The sequence below is a fragment of the Pseudomonas sp. CH235 genome, from assembly GCF_004368175.1.
GTDB classification, from domain to species: domain Bacteria; phylum Pseudomonadota; class Gammaproteobacteria; order Pseudomonadales; family Pseudomonadaceae; genus Aquipseudomonas; species Aquipseudomonas paraglycinae.
On record NZ_RRZJ01000010.1, the window covers coordinates 129,423 to 144,375 of the forward strand.

The window sequence follows — 14,953 nt, forward strand, 5'->3', positions numbered from 1 at the left end:
AGCCCGGGGGAGCTGCGATTTTTCTTCAAGCCTTCGCCTCAGTGGTGGCGATAGTACTTGTGATGCTTGCGATGGCCGTAGGCATGACCGCGACCACGGTGGTCGTCACGGTAGTAGCGACGGTCACGACCACGGTCGTAATGACGATCGTCGTCATCGCTCTTGTTGCCCATGTAGTTGCCCAGCGCGCCACCCGCGCCGCCGCCGGCTGCTGCGCCGATCAGGCTGCCGGTGGTGCCGCCCATGCTGCGGCCGACCACGTTGCCGCCGGCTGCGCCCAGCGCACCGCCGATGGCTGCTTCGCCACGGCTGCGCTTGTCGGCGCCCACCGCACTACCACCCGCGCCGCCCAGGGCTGCGCCGATGGTTGAACCTGTACTGCCGCCTAGCGATTGACCGACGACCGAGCCAAGAACCCCGCCCAATGCGCCGCCCACACCTGCTTCGGTGGTGCCTCCGGCAGAAGCGAAGCCACTGACCAGGCCAAGGGACAACAAGAGAATCGAGGAGAACTTCATAGAGGAGCCTCAAAGGGATGACGGCGCGATCCTGAGGCTCTGGAATGGGCGTGACAATCAAAATCCGACGAATAGCACGACCTGTATACAATTCTGCAAGTTGCTGATTTTTGGGCGGAACTTAACCGATTTTCGCCGGTCTTTAGCTACTTCGGACAGGCCGCTTTGATCACAAAGCGGCCTTTTTTGTGGGCGTTTGAAAAGTGTCTGCGAGATCTATCGAGTCTGACTTTCGGACGCGGAGCGTCCACGGCTTCGCTCCCACGCAGAGCGTGGGAGCGATCAGAATCAGGCCGACTTGGCCATGATCAGCCCCGTCTCACTCGCCGCTTCCAACCGGATAGCGATGAATTTCGACGTCGGCGTATGGCTGCCATCGCCGGTACTCTCCAGCGGCACCAACGGGTTCACTTCAGGGTAATAAGCCGCCGCCTGCCCCGCCGGGATATCGAACGCCAGCAGCGTGAAGCCCTTCACCCGACGCTCGCGACCATCGTCCCACAGCGACACGATGTCAGCCTTCTGCCCCGGTTTGAAGCCCAGGCGAATGATGTCCGCCTCGTTGGCGAACAGCACATCACGTTGCCCCTTCACCCCGCGATAACGATCGTCGAGACCATAAATCGTGGTGTTGTACTGATCGTGGGAACGCATCGATTGCAGGATCAGATCCGGCAGTTTGCCGGTAGCGCGAGTGCGCTCGTGGATCAGGTCCTTGGGCAGCATGTTCGGCTTGAAGTTGGCCCGGCCTGACGTGGTGTTCCACTTGCGCGCGCCGGCGCTGTTGCCGAGGTAGAAACCGCCCGGGTTCTTGACCTTCTCGTTGAAATCCTTGAAGCCCGGGATGGTATCGGCGATCAGTTCGCGGATACGCCGGTAGTCGGCCACCAGCCAGTTCCAGTCCACCGGTTTGCTGCCCAGGGTCGCGGCGGCGATGCCGGCGATGATCGACGGCTCCGAGCGCATCTGGTTCGACAGCGGCTGCAACTGACCGTTTGAGGCGTGCACCATGCTGAACGAGTCTTCCACGGTGACGGCCTGCGGGCCTTCGGTCTGGATATCGATGTCGGTACGACCCAGGCACGGCAGGATCAGCGCGTCCTTGCCGTGAGCCAGGTGGCTGCGGTTGAGCTTGGTGCTGATCTGCACAGTCAGGTCGCAGTTGCTCAGGGCCTGGAAGGTGCGTGGGCTGTCCGGCGTGGCCTGGGCGAAGTTGCCGCCCAGACCGATGAACACCTTGGCCCGGCCTTCGGCCATCGCGTGAATCGCTTCGACCACGTTGTGCCCGTTGTGACGTGGCACCTTGAACTGGAAGCGGCGTTCCAAGGAATCGAGGAACGCCACCGGCGGACGCTCGTTGATGCCCATGGTGCGGTCGCCCTGCACGTTACTGTGGCCGCGCACCGGGCACAGACCGGCGCCGGGCTTGCCGATGTTGCCGCGCAGCAGCATCAGGTTGGCGATTTCCTGGATGGTCGGCACCGAGTGGCGATGCTGGGTGATGCCCATCGCCCAGCACATGATCACGTTCTTGCCTTTGGCGTACATGCGCGCCGCTTGCTCGATTTCCACCAGGGTCAGGCCGGATTGCGCGACGATCTGCTCCCACGGCGTGTCATCGACAACGCCCAGATACTCGAGCACGTTGACGCTGTGTTCATTGAGGAAGTCGTGATCGAACACCGCCGGCGCACCGGCCTTCTGCGCGTCGCGCTCCCATTGCAGCAGGAACTTGGCCATGCCGCGCAACACCGCCATGTCGCCGCCCAGTGCCGGGCGGAAATACGCGGTGTTGGTCGGCTTGTCGCCGTTGGTGAGCATCTCCAGCGGATGCTGTGGATGCTGGAAACGCTCCAGACCGCGTTCTTTCAGCGGGTTGACGCACACCACCTGGGCGCCGCGTTTGACTGCTTCACGCAGCGGTTCGAGCATGCGCGGGTGGTTGGTGCCGGGGTTCTGGCCCCAGACGAAAATCGCGTCGGCGTGTTCGAAATCGTCGAAGGTCACGGTGCCTTTGCCGACGCCGACACTCTGCGCCAGCGCCACGCCGCTGGCCTCGTGGCACATGTTCGAGCAGTCGGGGAAGTTGTTGGTGCCGAAGGCGCGCACGAACAGTTGATACAGATACGCCGCTTCGTTGCTGGCGCGGCCCGAGGTGTAGAACTCGGCCTGATCCGGGCTCGACAGCGCTTGCAGGTGTTTGCCGATCAGCGCGTAGGCATCGTCCCAGCTGATGGGTTTGTAGCGGTCGGTTTCGGCGTCATACACCAGCGGTTCGGTCAGACGACCTTGATATTCAAGCCAGTAGTCGCTCTGCTCCAGCAACGAGGTGACGCTGTGTTTGGCGAAGAACTTGCCGTCGACCCGACGCTTGGTCGCTTCCCAGTTCACCGCTTTGGCGCCGTTCTCGCAGAATTTGACCATGCCGCTTTCCGGCGAGTCGCCCCAGGCGCAGCCCGGGCAGTCGAAGCCGCCGTTCTGGTTGGTCTTGAGCATCATGCGCAGGTTTTTCAGCGCGTTGTCGCTGGTCAACCAGGCCTGGGCCACGCTGATCAGGGCGCCCCAGCCACCGGCCGGGCCCTTGTAAGGCTTGTAGCGCGGAACGGGTTTCTGGTCGGCTTGATGATGTTGGCTCACGGGTGTTTCTCCATTTCTGGGCTATACACCCGCGGCGCGTTTTTCTGCGGCAGGTGAATGAGATTGAGGTTATGGCGTCGGGCCCATTGCACGGCGAGGCCGGTGGGCGCGGACAGGCTGACCAGGGTCTGAATCCTGGCCCGCAGGACTTTCTGGATCAATTCGAGGCTGCAACGGCTGGTGACAATTGCCAGGCCGCCGGCTGTGGATATCTTTTGCCGGATCAGGCCGCCGATCAGTTTGTCGAGGGCGTTATGCCGGCCGATGTCTTCGCGGCCCAGCAGCAATTCACCGCTGGCGTTCATGAACACCGCCGCGTGCACTGCGCCGCAATGCTGACCCAGCGGTTGGAATGCGCCGATACGCTGACGCAAACCATCTAGCCATTCGGCGGGTGGCAAAGGTGCACCGGGCAAGACCTTGAGGTCAGGCAGCGCCTGCTCCACCGCTTCCACGCCGCACAGTCCGCAACCGCTGGTGCCGGCCAGTTGCCGCCGCTGCTGCTTGAGGTTCCAGAAGGCGCGGTTGGCGATGGTCACTTGCGCGTATTGCGCCGAGCCCGAGCCGGTCAATTGCAGGTCGTAGATGTCCGAGGCGTCTTCGATGATGCCGCTGCCGAGGCTGAAACCGACGATGAAGTCTTCAAGGTCTGTCGGCGTGACCAGCATGACGGCTTGGCTGATGCCGTTGTAGGCAATCGCCAACGCGACTTCTTCGGCCAGCGCGGTGCTGGCCGATTCCGCGAGGGGGAGATCGCTGTAGATGTAGGTCTGACTGGCGGCTGGCGCGGGCGTTTCGAGAGCAGGCGCCGCGCAGGCCGGGCGCTTGGCGTTCATGGCATCACCGACGGATTGATCAACGTTAAGACTAGGCGCGGCAAGATGTCGCGTCTAATCGCTAGTGTCGATCCTTCGATAGATGCCGTCGATCAAGTCTCAGCTGGTGATTTCTGATAAAGCGCGAAACAGGCCTCGGCCAACGCCGATCGTGGGGCGCCGCGACGCATGATCAGCCCTAGTCGGGCAAGGGTCTGGGCGTTTTCGATGGGTTGCAGGCGCAGGTTATCCGTGAGGTTTTCCAGACCGCCGTCCAATGGCATCACCGCGCAGCACAGCCCGCCGTGCACAGCTTGCAACAATTGGTGAACGGCGTCGGTTTGCAGCAACGGTTGTGGCGTCAGGCCACGGCTGTGGAAGTTATGGTCGATGGATTGGCGAAAATGCATGCCGCTGGTGAGCATGCCCAGGGGCAGCTCGATCAGCGATTCCCAACTCAACGGCGCCTCACCAAAGTTGAAGAACCGCTGGTCGTAGAGCAGGCCCATCTGCGTTTCGCTGAAGGCCAGGGATTCAAACCGCTCGCCGTCGAGGCGGTCCAGGTAGGACACGCCAATGTCGATGCGGTTGTTCGCCAGTTGCTCCAGAACCTGTTCGGAGCTGAGCGAGGACAGTTCGAAGCGCAGGTTTGGGTGTTGCGCGTGCAGGCGCTGCATCAAAGGCAGTGCATCGAAACTCGACAGCGGCACCACGCCCAGCCGCAGGGTGCCGATCAGATTGCCGCGACAGGCCGCCGCTTCCGCCTGCAAGCCGTCGTAGGCCGCCAGTACCGTGCGCGCCCAGGCCAGCACCCGTTCGCCCGGTGCGGTAAAGCCTTCGAAGCGCTGGCCACGGTTGACCAGTGGCAGGTCGAGTTCTTCCTCGAGGCTGCGCAGGCGCATCGACAGGGTCGGCTGGGTGATGTGGCAGCGGGCTGCGGCCTGGCCGAAGTGGCGGGTTTCGTCGAGGGCGATGAGGAATTTCAGCTGCTTGATGTCCATCTTCGCTCCGGGGCGCTGGCAGGGGTGGGCGATTCTACCGCTTGAGTGACGGCAGGGTCATTGGTCGGCTTGGAACCGGGTTTGTCCGGGGTGGTCTAGGCTTGGGCGTCTGGAACCCAAATCAAGGAGTGTGCGCCATGAGTCTTTTGAGCTTTGTGAAAGAAGCGGGTGAGAAACTGCTCGACCTGCTGACCCCCGGCAACGCCAATGCCAGCGAGCAATTGAAGGAACACATCAGCAAGGTCGGGCTGGGTAACCCGAATGTCCAGGCAACCGTGGACGGGGACAAGGTGACCGTTACCGGTGAAGTGGCGAGTCAGGAAGAGAAAGAGAAGATTCTTCTGGCAGTGGGCAACATTGCCGGTGTCGGCAGCGTCGATGACCAGATCACCGTGACCGGGCCGGTTGTGGCGGCGGCGCGTTTTGTGGTCGTGAAGAAGGGCGACACCCTCAGCGCGATTTCCCTGGCGGTGTATGGCAACGCCAACCAGTACAACAAAATCTTCGAGGCCAACAAGCCGCTGCTGTCACATCCGGACAAGATTTATCCGGGGCAGACGCTGCGTATTCCTGAATAACCGCAGATACCGCAATCGCGAGCAGGCTCGCTCCCACATTGGAATGTATTTCTAATGTGGGAGCGAGCCTGCTCGCGATGGGGACGATGCGGTCTACAGGCCCGCAATCAAATCCCGATAATCCTCGACCGCCGCAAACTCCCCGGTGTCCTTCGGCCCTTTGCGGCTGTCCGGCTCTTTCACGGCCAACAGATGCGCCACGCCGAAATTCCGTGCACTGCGCAGGATCGGCAAGGTGTCGTCGATGAACAGACTACGCGCCGGGTCGAAGTCGATGTCGGTCTGTAACGCGTCCCAGAATTGCGGGTTCTCCTTGGGAAAGCCGTAGTCGTGGGAGCTGATCAGCCGTTCAAAGTATGGCGCCAGTTCGATTCGTTCCAGTTTCAGCGACAGTGAATCGCGGTGCGCGTTGGTGATCATCACCACGCGTTTGCCGGCTCGTTTGATCGCTTCCAGAAAGGTGTCGGCGTCCGGGCGCAGGGCGATCAGGTGGGCGGTTTCCAGTTTCAGTTCACGCACCGACAGCTTCAGTTCCGCGCTCCAGAAGTCCAGGCAGTACCACTGCAACTGACCGGCATGGCGCTCGAACAGCGGCTGCAATTCCATTTCCGCCATGGCCCGGCTCACGCCGTGCAGTTCGGCGTAGCGCTGCGGCAGGTGTTCCAGCCAGAAGTGGTTGTCGAAGTGCAGGTCCAGCAATGTGCCGTCCATGTCGAGCAGAACGGTATCGATGTCGGACCACGGTAATGAAGGCATGGCAACGTCTCGAACGGTAGAAAGATATCCGACGCAAACAATCGGAAAAGCCGCGTTATAGTAGCGCGTTCACGCCAAGGAGCTTTGCATGCGCCAGAAACCCACCGTACTCGCCCGCGAGATCGTCGCCACCAGCCGGCTGTTCTGCGTCGAAGAGCTGAAGCTGCGTTTCTCCAACGGCGTGGAACGCACCTACGAGCGGCTGGTCGGCAAGGGCGCCGGCTATGGCGCGGTCATGATCGTGGCGATGCTCGATGCCGAGCACGCCGTGCTGGTCGAGGAATACTGCGGCGGCACCGACGAATATGAACTGTCGCTGCCCAAAGGCCTGATCGAACCCGGCGAAGACGTGCTGGCTGCCGCCGAACGCGAACTCAAGGAAGAAGCCGGTTATGGCGCGCGACAACTGGAGCATCTGACCGAGCTGTCGTTGTCCCCCGGTTACATGAGCCAGAAAATTCAGGTGGTGCTGGCCACCGATTTGTACGAAGAGCGCCTCGAAGGCGATGAGCCCGAGCCGATGCGTGTGGACAAGGTCAACCTGCGGGAACTGTCGGCGCTGGCGCAGAATCCGAATTTCAGTGAGGGCCGCGCCCTGGCGGCGTTATACCTGACCCGCGACCTGCTTACCCAGCGCGGATTTTTTCAGGCATGAGTGAGATATCGATGAATTTTCCCCATCCGTTGATGGCGCCGGTGGTCGAGCTGGCACTGCGGGCCGGCGAGGCGATCCTGCCGTTCTGGCGTGCCGGTGTGGCCGTCACCGCCAAGTCCGATGATTCGCCGGTGACGGCGGCGGACATGGCCGCGCATCACGTGATCGTGGCCGGCCTGACAGCGCTGGATCCGAGCATTCCGGTGCTGTCCGAAGAGGACGCCAACATCCCGCAAAGCGTGCGCGCGAGCTGGCAGCGCTGGTGGCTGGTGGATCCGCTGGATGGCACCAAGGAGTTCATCAGCGGCAGCGAAGAGTTCACCGTCAACATCGCGCTGATCGAGAACGGCCGGGTGGTGTTCGGTGTGGTGACGATGCCGACCAACGGTCGCTTCTACGTCGGCGGAGCCGGGCTTGGTGCCTGGCGCGGCGACACGGGCGGCACGCCAGTGGCAATTCAGGTTCGTGACGTGCCGGGACCTGGCGAAGCGTTTACCGTGGTTGCCAGCCGCCGTCATTCGAGCCCGGAGCAGGAACGCTTGCTCGCCGGATTGAGTGCCAGCCTTGGAGAGTTGCAACTGGCCAACATCGGCAGTTCGCTGAAGTTCTGTCTGCTGGCCGAAGGTGCTGCCGATTGCTACCCGCGTCTGGCGCCGACTTCGCAGTGGGACACGGCAGCGGCGCAGGGCGTTCTGGAAGGGGCGGGCGGTGAAGTGCTCGATCTGAGTGGCGCAGCGTTCTGTTATCCAGCTCGGGAGTCTTTGTTGAACAGTTTCTTCCTGGCGTTGCCGGCGAAAGCAGCATGGCGGGCGAAGCTGCTCGAACTCGCCCGCTCGTAAGCGCGCTCAGTCTTCAGCGGTGCAGGACGTACTGCCCGCTGAAGGTCACTGCATCCTCATCGCTACCGGCATTGATGACCCGCGTATGCAGAGTCAATCGCGCCCGTCCGTAACGCTGATACATCGCCAGAAATTTCTTCCACTGCGTTGCACTCGGTGACGGGCAGATCGCAATGGCATCGCCGGTCACAGGCAGTGGATAACTGATCTGTCCTTCCTGAATCACGATGTGCCCGTCTTCGATGCCTTCTTCTTTCAAACGCAAGTGCAGCCAGCCCCAGCCGGCCAGCACCGCGCCGCAATACAGGCTGCCACCGAACATGGTGCTCTTGTGATTGACGTTGGCATCCAGCGGCAGATGCAGGCGCAGTTGCTGTTCCTGCCAGTCGAGCACCTTGAGGCCCATGTCCCGGGTCAGCGGGATGTCGTGGTGAAGGACCGATTCCAGATAACGACTGTCGTGCTTCATGCCCGGACCTCTTGCGGCAGAAAAGTGAATTGAGCGTGCTTCATTCGGATTCGTCGGAATGGCCGCCGCTGCCAGCGAAATTCAGCCCGTGCTTGCGCAGTTTGTCGTGCAGGGTCTTGCGCGGAATGCCCAGGGCTTCGGCGAGACTGCGCACGGAACTGTGAGAGCGGGCCAGTCCGGCGGCGATCAGGGATTTCTCGAAGTTTTCCACTTGCTCGCTGAGCCCGCCCGCCGTGATTTCGACGGTGGTGCCGGGGCTGCCATCGGGCTGCGTGTTGTCCAGTGCCAGTTCCAGACCGAGGGCAAAACGCTCCGCCGCGTTCTGCAATTCCCGCACGTTGCCCGGCCATGAGTGCCGCAGCAGCAACGCCCGTTGCGCCGGTTGCAGTTCATGCGGTGGCAGACCATGACGGGCGCTGGCTTCGTCGGCGTAATGCTGGAACAGCATCAACGCGTCTTCGCCCCGTTCACGCAGTGGCGGAATGCGCAGCGGCGCCACATTGAGGCGGTAATACAAGTCCGCCCGGAATCGCCCCTGATCCGCGGCCTGGCGCAGGTCTTCCTTGGTGGCGGCGATGACGCGGATGTCCAGCGGGATCAACTGATTGCCGCCCAGACGCTCGACCACGCGCTCCTGCAGCATGCGCAGCAGTTTGACCTGCACATCCATGCTCATGCTCTCGATTTCATCGAGAAACAGCGTGCCGCCATTGGCGAATTCGAACTTGCCGATCCGGCGCTTTTGCGCACCGGTGAAGGCGCCGGGTTCATGGCCGAACAATTCGCTCTCGACCACCGACTCGGCCAACGCCCCGGCGTTGATCGCCACAAACGGGCCGTTACGCCGACTCGACAGATCGTGCAGGGCGCGGGCGACGACTTCCTTGCCGGCGCCGGTTTCGCCGAGGATCAGCACGTCGGCCTTGGTCGCCGCCAGCGCGCCGATCTGCTCGCGCAGGCGTGACATCGGCGCGGACTGGCCGACCAGCCGCGCGCTCAGTTCGTTGCGATCACTCAGGGCCATGCGCAGGCTGCGGTTGTCCAGCACCAGACGCCGCAGGGCCAGGGCGCGGCGCACGCTGTCGAGCAGGGCGTCGCTGGCGAAAGGTTTTTCCAGAAAGTCATAGGCACCGGCGCGCATGGCCTGCACGGCCAGTGGCACGTCGCCGTGGCCGGTGATCAGCAGCACCGGCAGCTCGGGATCCTGAGCGTGAAGTTCATGGAGCAACTCAAGACCATCCATGCCAGGCATACGAATGTCGCTGACCACCACGCCCGGCCAGTCGCGCTCCAGTTGCGCGGCCAGGCCCTTGGCTTCGGACAGCGGGAGAATTTTCAGGCCGGCCAGATCCAGAGTCTGGCCCAAGGCCTGACGCAGGTGCGGATCGTCGTCGATCAGCACCACCTGAATGCGGTTGTCGATGGTCATGCGCTTCGATCCTCGGACGGTTGCAGGCTGACCCCGGGCGCGCCGGCGCGCAGCCGCAGGGTGATCAAGGCGCCACCTTGCTTGTGGTTGGCGAACGACAGTTCACCACCGAAGGCGCGCATCAGGGTTTCGCAAATGGCCAACCCCAGACCCAGGCCTTGAGTGCGGGTCTTGGTCGTGTAAAACGGTTCGCTGGCACGGCCCAGGGCTTCCATGCAGAAACCCGGGCCATTGTCGCGAATGTACAGGTTGACGCCGTCATCGGTGGATTCGGCACTCAGCCACAATTTGCGCGGCGGGCCTTTCTCGGTCAGGGCGTCGAGGGCGTTGGCCAGCAGATTACCCAGCACCTGGCGCAGACGGGTTTCCCCGGCCTCGACCCACAGGGTGGCGGCGGGCAGGTCACGGATCAGCTCGACATCCATGCTGCGGCGACGTTTGGCCAGCAAGGCGAGCGCGTCGTCCAGCGCCGGTTGCAGGGCGACACTTTCCGGGGCGTGGCGGTCGCGACGAGCGAAGGCGCGCAGGTGAGCGATGATCGAGGCCATGCGCCCGGTCAGCTCGCTGATCAGTTTGAGGTTGCCTCGGGCGTCTTCGGTGCGTTCGTGGTCGAGCAGCACTTCGGCGTTTTCGGCGTAGCTGCGGATAGCCGCCAGTGGCTGGTTGAGTTCGTGGCTGATGCTCGCCGACATCGTCCCCAGCGCCGACAGTTTGCCGGCCTGCACCAGATCGTCCTGGGCGCGCACCAGTTCCTGCTGGGCCTGTTCGCGTTCCAGCACCTCTTGCTTGAGGCGCCGGTTGAGGCCTTCGAGATCGCTGGTGCGTTCGGCAACCCGGCCCTCAAGTTCCCGCCGGGCCTTGGCTTCGAAGGCGATCCGTTCCAGGTAATGACGACGACGCTGCATCATCAGGCCCAGCAACAACATGACTACCAGCAAGGTGGCGCCGCCGATCGCCACCACCGTGCGCACCGGTCGGTCGATCAATGTGCGCGGGGCAAGAATGCTGACGCTCCAGCCGGTTTCCGCGATCTCTTGGGTCTGCGGCAGCCACGCGGTCGGGCTCAGGTTCAGCGGGCGTGGCTCGCGGGTCGGGTAGGGCTGGATCGCGGTGATCGCCGCGCGCTCTGCATCACTCAGGGTACGGGTCGCGCGAAAGCGCCATTCCGGGCGCGAGGTGAGGATGACCACGCCGTTGTGGTCGGTCACCAGCAGTTGTTCCGGGGTTTTGCCCCACAGGCTTTCGGTGTGGTCGAGGTCAACCTTGATCACCAGTACGCCGATGATTTTTTCGCCGTTGCGCACGGCGGCGGCGAAGAAATAGCCGCGTTTGGCGGAAGTAGTGCCCAACCCGAAGAAGCGCCCGAGACGGCCGGCCATCGCTTCGCTGAAATAGGGTCGGAACGAGAAATTGCGCCCGACGAAGCTGTCGTGCTTGTCCCAGTTCGATGCAGCGAGCGTCTGACCGTTGGTGTCCATCAGGTACATGACTTCGGCGCCGGTCTGCGCAGCGATGTTCTTCAACAGGCGGTTGGCGTTGCCCTGGGTCACACCGTCGTCCGGCGCCCCGAGCACCGCGCGCAGGGCCGGCAGGTCGCCGAGGATTTGCGGCAGCACTTCGTAGCGATGCAGGGTGCCCAGCAGGTTGGCGACGTAGAGGTCGAGGGTCTGGCGGTTCTGGCCGGCCAGTTCGCTGCGGTAATAGCGCTCGGCGAGATGCTCCAGCGGCCACAGCAGCGGAGCCAGACACAGGGCCAGCAGGGCGAGGCTGCGCCAGCGGGGGCGACGGGGAAGAGTCGGAGTCATGAGCATCGGGCGCCTGTGGGTACAGGCGCATTATGCCTAGGCTTGCCCGGCAAGACACTCGTGCAGCGCGGTTTGCCAGTCCGGCAGACTGACGCCCCACTCACGCTGCAGGCGACTGCAGTCCAGACGCGAATTCAAGGGACGTGCAGCAGGCGTCGGATAGTCGCTGGAAGGGATCGGTATCAGTTCTGCGCACGGTTTGCCCTGTTCACGCAGCGCTGCGCCAATAGCCTGGGCGAAACCCAACCACGAGGTATGCCCGCCGGCCGTCAGGTGGTAGGTGCCCCAGGCCCCGGGTTGCCCTGACTGCCAGCGTTCGATGAGTGCCAGGGTGCTCTGGGCAATGGTGCCCGCCCAGGTGGGGGCTCCAACCTGATCGGCGACGACCCGCAATTGTGGTTTTTCCTGGAGCAATCGCTGCATGGTCAACAGGAAGTTCCGGCCATGGGTGGAGTAGACCCAACTGGTTCGCAGAATCAGGTGTTGCCCCTGAACGTCGGCGATGGCTTGCTCGCCTGCCAGCTTGCTTTTGCCATAGACACTCAGAGGGGCTGGTACATCGGATTCGTTGTAGGGCTCTGGCTGGCTGCCGTCAAAGACGTAATCGGTGGAGTAATGAATCAGCGGGGCACCAAGCCGTGCCGCTTCCTCGGCCAAGACACCGGGCCCTGTCGCATTGATGGCGAAAGCCAGCTCGGGCTCGCTTTCTGCCTGGTCGACTGCAGTATGGGCCGCAGCGTTGATAATCAGATCGGGAGCGATCTGTCTGACCTGCTGGCGGATTTGCGCGGGCTGAGCCAGGTCAAGCCGGTCACGCCCGAGCACGATCAGATCGCCTGTATCGGCCAGGCGCAACTGCAGCTCTTTCGAGACCTGACCCTGCTGTCCACAGATGAGGATTTTCATGGGAACAGGTCAGCCTCGTTCAGGCTTTTACCGTTCTGATCCTTGGCCGAGAGCTGCGGAGCAGATTCGAGTTGCCAGTCGATGTCCAGCGTCGGGTCGTCCCAGCGAATACATCGCTCGGCAGACGGCGTGTAATAGTCGGTGGTCTTGTAGAGAAATTCGGCAACCTCGCTCAGCACGACAAAACCGTGGGCGAAGCCTTCGGGTATCCAGAGTTGGCGACGATTGTCTGCCGACAGGCGCAGGGTGAGCGATTTGCCGAAGTGCGGCGAGCTGCGCCGGATATCCACGACAACGTCGAGCACTTCACCGACGGTCACTCGCACCAGTTTCCCCTGGGTGTTTTCCAACTGATAGTGCAGACCACGCAATACGCCTTTCTGCGAGCGCGAATGGTTGTCCTGTACGAACTGCGCATTCACGCCCGTCGCTTCGGCAAACGCCTTGGCATTGAAGCTCTCGTAGAAAAAGCCGCGTTCGTCACCAAACACTTTGGGTTCGATGACCATGACGCCGGGCAGATCGGTTTCGATCACGTTCATTGGTTTTCTCCGGCAATCGAATACAGGTACTGGCCATAGCCGGTCTTGCCGAAGTACTGCGCGCGCTCGAGCAGATGTTCGCGGCTGATCCACCTGTTCAGATAGGCAATCTCTTCCAGGCACGCGACTTTGAGGCCCTGGCGGTGTTCGATGGTCTGCACATACTGGGAGGCTTCAAGCAGGCTGTCGTGAGTACCGGTGTCGAGCCAGGCGAACCCGCGTCCGAAACGCTCGACCTGCAGATCGCCACGCTGCAAATACGCGTTGTTGACGTCGGTGATTTCCAGTTCGCCACGCTGCGATGGTTTGACTGCCTTGGCGATCCTGATCACGTCGTTATCGTAGAAGTACAGACCCGTCACCGCGTAGCTGGACTTGGGCTTTGCGGGTTTCTCTTCGATGGACAGGGCGCGCCCTTCGCTGTCGAAGTCGATCACGCCGAAGCGCTCTGGATCCTTGACCCAATAGCCGAACACTGTTGCGCCTTGAGGTTTGCGGGCGGCTTTCTTCAACTGTTCGCTGAAGGATTGGCCGTGGAAAATGTTGTCGCCGAGAATCAGGCACACCGGATCATTACCAATGAACTGCTCGCCGATCAGAAAGGCCTGGGCCAGTCCGTCGGGGGATGGCTGCTCGGCATAGCTGAACGAGACCCCGAACTGGCTTCCATCGCCCAGCAGGTTGCGGTATTGCGGAAGATCCTGCGGGGTGGAGATGATCAGGATGTCCTTGATCCCGGCCAGCATCAGCACCGAGATCGGGTAATAGATCATCGGTTTGTCGTAGACCGGCAACAGCTGTTTGGATACGCCGAGCGTGATTGGATGCAATCGTGTGCCGGAGCCTCCGGCGAGAACTATGCCCTTCATCATGCGAGCAGATCCTTGATGTCGGTGGAACCCAGGCGTTCGCCCTGATAGCTGCCGTCCTGAACGCGTCGGCACCATTGAAGATTGTCCAGATACCACTGAACGGTTTTGCGCAGGCCGGTCTCGAACGTTTCTTCAGGGACCCAACCCAGTTCGCGTTCGATCTTGCCGGCGTCAATGGCGTAACGCAGGTCGTGACCGGGACGGTCCTTGACGAAAGTGATCAGGTCAGCGAATCGAGCGAAGCCCTGAGGCTTGTTGTTCGGTGCCAACTCTTCGAGCAATGAGCAGATGGCGTGCACCACCTCAATGTTCTTTTGTTCGTTGTGTCCGCCAATATTGTAGGTTTCACCCACCGCGCCTTCGGTGACCACTTTCAACAGCGCCCGGGCATGATCGTCGACGAACAGCCAGTCACGGACTTGCTGACCGTTGCCATACACCGGCAGTGGCTTGCCGGCCAGTGCGTTGAGGATCACCAGCGGGATCAGCTTTTCCGGAAAGTGGTAGGGCCCGTAATTGTTCGAGCAATTGGTCAGCAGGACGGGCAGGCCATAAGTGCGGTGCCACGCCCGGACAAGATGATCGGACGCCGCCTTGCTTGCGGAATAGGGCGAGCTGGGGGCGTAGGGAGTTGTTTCGGTGAACAGATCGTCGACGCCATGCAGGTCGCCGTAGACCTCGTCGGTCGATATATGGTGAAAGCGGAAGGCACTTTTTTCCGGCTCGGCCAGGCCCTGCCAGTAGGCACGGGCCGCTTCCAGCAGGCTGTAAGTACCGACGATATTGGTCTGAATGAAGTCCGACGGCCCATCGATGGATCGGTCGACATGGGATTCGGCAGCCAGATGCATGATCGCATGAGGCTGGAAGCGCTTGAGCAGGGTGCTCACTGTGGACTGATCGACGATATCGGCTTGCACAAATTCGTAACGGCTGTTGTCGGCGATGCTCGTAAGCGATTCGAGATTGCCGGCGTAAGTCAGTTTGTCGAGGTTCAACACATCGTGAGCCGTGTTGCAAATCAGGTGGCGAACCAGTGCGGAGCCAATGAAGCCGGCACCACCGGTGACGAGAATACGCATGCAGGTTGGCCTTTTTCCGTAAGACGTTAAAGCGAGTGGAGCATAGCTT

15 protein-coding genes are annotated in these 14,953 nt (G+C 61.9%); 3 read left to right on the plus strand and 12 right to left on the minus strand.

The window, feature by feature from the left end; translation table 11 throughout:
* Window positions 1-38: 38 nt before the first annotated feature.
* From EIY71_RS13390 to EIY71_RS13405, 4 genes are all read right to left on the minus strand, one after another.
* A complete protein-coding gene (locus tag EIY71_RS13390; protein ID WP_127796620.1) occupies window positions 39-518 on the minus strand; it encodes a YMGG-like glycine zipper-containing protein in 480 nt (159 codons plus the stop codon).
* Between the two features lie 288 nt (window positions 519-806).
* Window positions 807-3,155: an FdhF/YdeP family oxidoreductase gene (locus EIY71_RS13395; RefSeq protein WP_134021965.1), complete on the minus strand. Its 2,349-nt coding sequence runs from the start codon at window positions 3,153-3,155 to the stop codon at window positions 807-809.
* Window positions 3,152-3,991 (minus strand): formate dehydrogenase accessory sulfurtransferase FdhD, encoded by an 840-nt coding sequence (fdhD, locus tag EIY71_RS13400; RefSeq protein ID WP_134021967.1) that lies wholly within the window; start codon window positions 3,989-3,991, stop codon window positions 3,152-3,154. Before fdhD ends, EIY71_RS13395 begins: the two co-directional genes overlap by 4 nt.
* A 92-nt stretch (window positions 3,992-4,083) precedes the next feature.
* Window positions 4,084-4,971, minus strand: a complete 888-nt coding sequence (locus EIY71_RS13405; RefSeq protein ID WP_134021969.1) for a LysR family transcriptional regulator — start codon at window positions 4,969-4,971, stop codon at window positions 4,084-4,086.
* 137 nt (window positions 4,972-5,108) lie between these two features.
* Here EIY71_RS13405 and lysM point away from each other — a divergent pair, with 137 nt between their 5' ends.
* Window positions 5,109-5,549 (plus strand): peptidoglycan-binding protein LysM, encoded by a 441-nt coding sequence (gene lysM, locus EIY71_RS13410; RefSeq protein ID WP_039764611.1) that lies wholly within the window; start codon window positions 5,109-5,111, stop codon window positions 5,547-5,549.
* A gap of 93 nt (window positions 5,550-5,642) precedes the next feature.
* On the opposite strand, the gene yrfG is transcribed toward lysM, so the two are convergent.
* Window positions 5,643-6,305, minus strand: coding sequence for a GMP/IMP nucleotidase (yrfG, locus tag EIY71_RS13415; protein ID WP_129973502.1), 663 nt, complete (start codon window positions 6,303-6,305; stop codon window positions 5,643-5,645).
* Window positions 6,306-6,393: 88 nt separating this feature from the next.
* Between yrfG and nudE the strand changes: the two genes are divergently transcribed.
* Window positions 6,394-6,960 carry an ADP compounds hydrolase NudE gene (gene nudE, locus EIY71_RS13420; RefSeq protein WP_085746352.1) on the plus strand — a complete coding sequence of 189 codons (567 nt, stop codon included), beginning with the start codon at window positions 6,394-6,396 and terminating at the stop codon, window positions 6,958-6,960.
* A gap of 5 nt (window positions 6,961-6,965) precedes the next feature.
* Entirely contained in the window at window positions 6,966-7,799 is an 834-nt protein-coding gene (gene cysQ, locus EIY71_RS13425) for a 3'(2'),5'-bisphosphate nucleotidase CysQ (protein ID WP_134022016.1), read from the plus strand.
* A gap of 13 nt (window positions 7,800-7,812) precedes the next feature.
* Here the strand turns inward: cysQ and EIY71_RS13430 are convergent, their stop codons facing one another.
* Genes EIY71_RS13430 through rfbB form a run of 7 tightly spaced genes read right to left on the minus strand, consistent with a single transcriptional unit; the run spans window position 7,813 to window position 14,904 of the window.
* Complete coding sequence (locus EIY71_RS13430) at window positions 7,813-8,268, minus strand: YiiD C-terminal domain-containing protein (RefSeq protein WP_129973501.1); 456 nt, start codon at window positions 8,266-8,268, stop codon at window positions 7,813-7,815.
* Window positions 8,269-8,308: 40 nt separating this feature from the next.
* A complete protein-coding gene (locus tag EIY71_RS13435) occupies window positions 8,309-9,697 on the minus strand; it encodes a sigma-54 dependent transcriptional regulator (RefSeq protein ID WP_134021971.1) in 1,389 nt (462 codons plus the stop codon).
* The gene (locus tag EIY71_RS13440; RefSeq protein WP_085746568.1) at window positions 9,694-11,502 is read right to left on the minus strand and encodes an ATP-binding protein; all 1,809 of its coding nucleotides are present in this window, start codon (window positions 11,500-11,502) and stop codon (window positions 9,694-9,696) included. Before EIY71_RS13440 ends, EIY71_RS13435 begins: the two co-directional genes overlap by 4 nt.
* 36 nt (window positions 11,503-11,538) lie before the next feature.
* Window positions 11,539-12,408 carry a dTDP-4-dehydrorhamnose reductase gene (gene rfbD, locus EIY71_RS13445; RefSeq protein WP_102687841.1) on the minus strand — a complete coding sequence of 290 codons (870 nt, stop codon included), beginning with the start codon at window positions 12,406-12,408 and terminating at the stop codon, window positions 11,539-11,541.
* The gene (gene rfbC / locus EIY71_RS13450; RefSeq protein ID WP_085746355.1) at window positions 12,405-12,950 is read right to left on the minus strand and encodes a dTDP-4-dehydrorhamnose 3,5-epimerase; all 546 of its coding nucleotides are present in this window, start codon (window positions 12,948-12,950) and stop codon (window positions 12,405-12,407) included. Before rfbC ends, rfbD begins: the two co-directional genes overlap by 4 nt.
* Window positions 12,947-13,822, minus strand: coding sequence for a glucose-1-phosphate thymidylyltransferase RfbA (gene rfbA, locus EIY71_RS13455; RefSeq protein WP_129973500.1), 876 nt, complete (start codon window positions 13,820-13,822; stop codon window positions 12,947-12,949). Before rfbA ends, rfbC begins: the two co-directional genes overlap by 4 nt.
* Window positions 13,819-14,904 carry a dTDP-glucose 4,6-dehydratase gene (rfbB, locus tag EIY71_RS13460; protein ID WP_129973499.1) on the minus strand — a complete coding sequence of 362 codons (1,086 nt, stop codon included), beginning with the start codon at window positions 14,902-14,904 and terminating at the stop codon, window positions 13,819-13,821. The genes rfbA and rfbB overlap by 4 nt, the downstream gene beginning before the upstream one ends.
* Window positions 14,905-14,953: the final 49 nt, after the last annotated feature.

Coding starts and splice junctions, on each gene's coding strand:
- EIY71_RS13430 (WP_129973501.1), bottom strand. CDS start 8,268: ATGAAGCACGACAGTCGTTATCTGGAATCGGTCCTTCACCACGACATC.
- lysM (WP_039764611.1), top strand. CDS start 5,109: ATGAGTCTTTTGAGCTTTGTGAAAGAAGCGGGTGAGAAACTGCTCGAC.
- EIY71_RS13405 (WP_134021969.1), bottom strand. CDS start 4,971: ATGGACATCAAGCAGCTGAAATTCCTCATCGCCCTCGACGAAACCCGC.
- nudE (WP_085746352.1), top strand. CDS start 6,394: ATGCGCCAGAAACCCACCGTACTCGCCCGCGAGATCGTCGCCACCAGC.
- rfbA (WP_129973500.1), bottom strand. CDS start 13,822: ATGATGAAGGGCATAGTTCTCGCCGGAGGCTCCGGCACACGATTGCAT.
- yrfG (WP_129973502.1), bottom strand. CDS start 6,305: ATGCCTTCATTACCGTGGTCCGACATCGATACCGTTCTGCTCGACATG.
- EIY71_RS13390 (WP_127796620.1), bottom strand. CDS start 518: ATGAAGTTCTCCTCGATTCTCTTGTTGTCCCTTGGCCTGGTCAGTGGC.
- EIY71_RS13435 (WP_134021971.1), bottom strand. CDS start 9,697: ATGACCATCGACAACCGCATTCAGGTGGTGCTGATCGACGACGATCCG.
- rfbC (WP_085746355.1), bottom strand. CDS start 12,950: ATGAACGTGATCGAAACCGATCTGCCCGGCGTCATGGTCATCGAACCC.
- fdhD (WP_134021967.1), bottom strand. CDS start 3,991: ATGAACGCCAAGCGCCCGGCCTGCGCGGCGCCTGCTCTCGAAACGCCC.
- rfbB (WP_129973499.1), bottom strand. CDS start 14,904: ATGCGTATTCTCGTCACCGGTGGTGCCGGCTTCATTGGCTCCGCACTG.
- rfbD (WP_102687841.1), bottom strand. CDS start 12,408: ATGAAAATCCTCATCTGTGGACAGCAGGGTCAGGTCTCGAAAGAGCTG.
- EIY71_RS13440 (WP_085746568.1), bottom strand. CDS start 11,502: ATGACTCCGACTCTTCCCCGTCGCCCCCGCTGGCGCAGCCTCGCCCTG.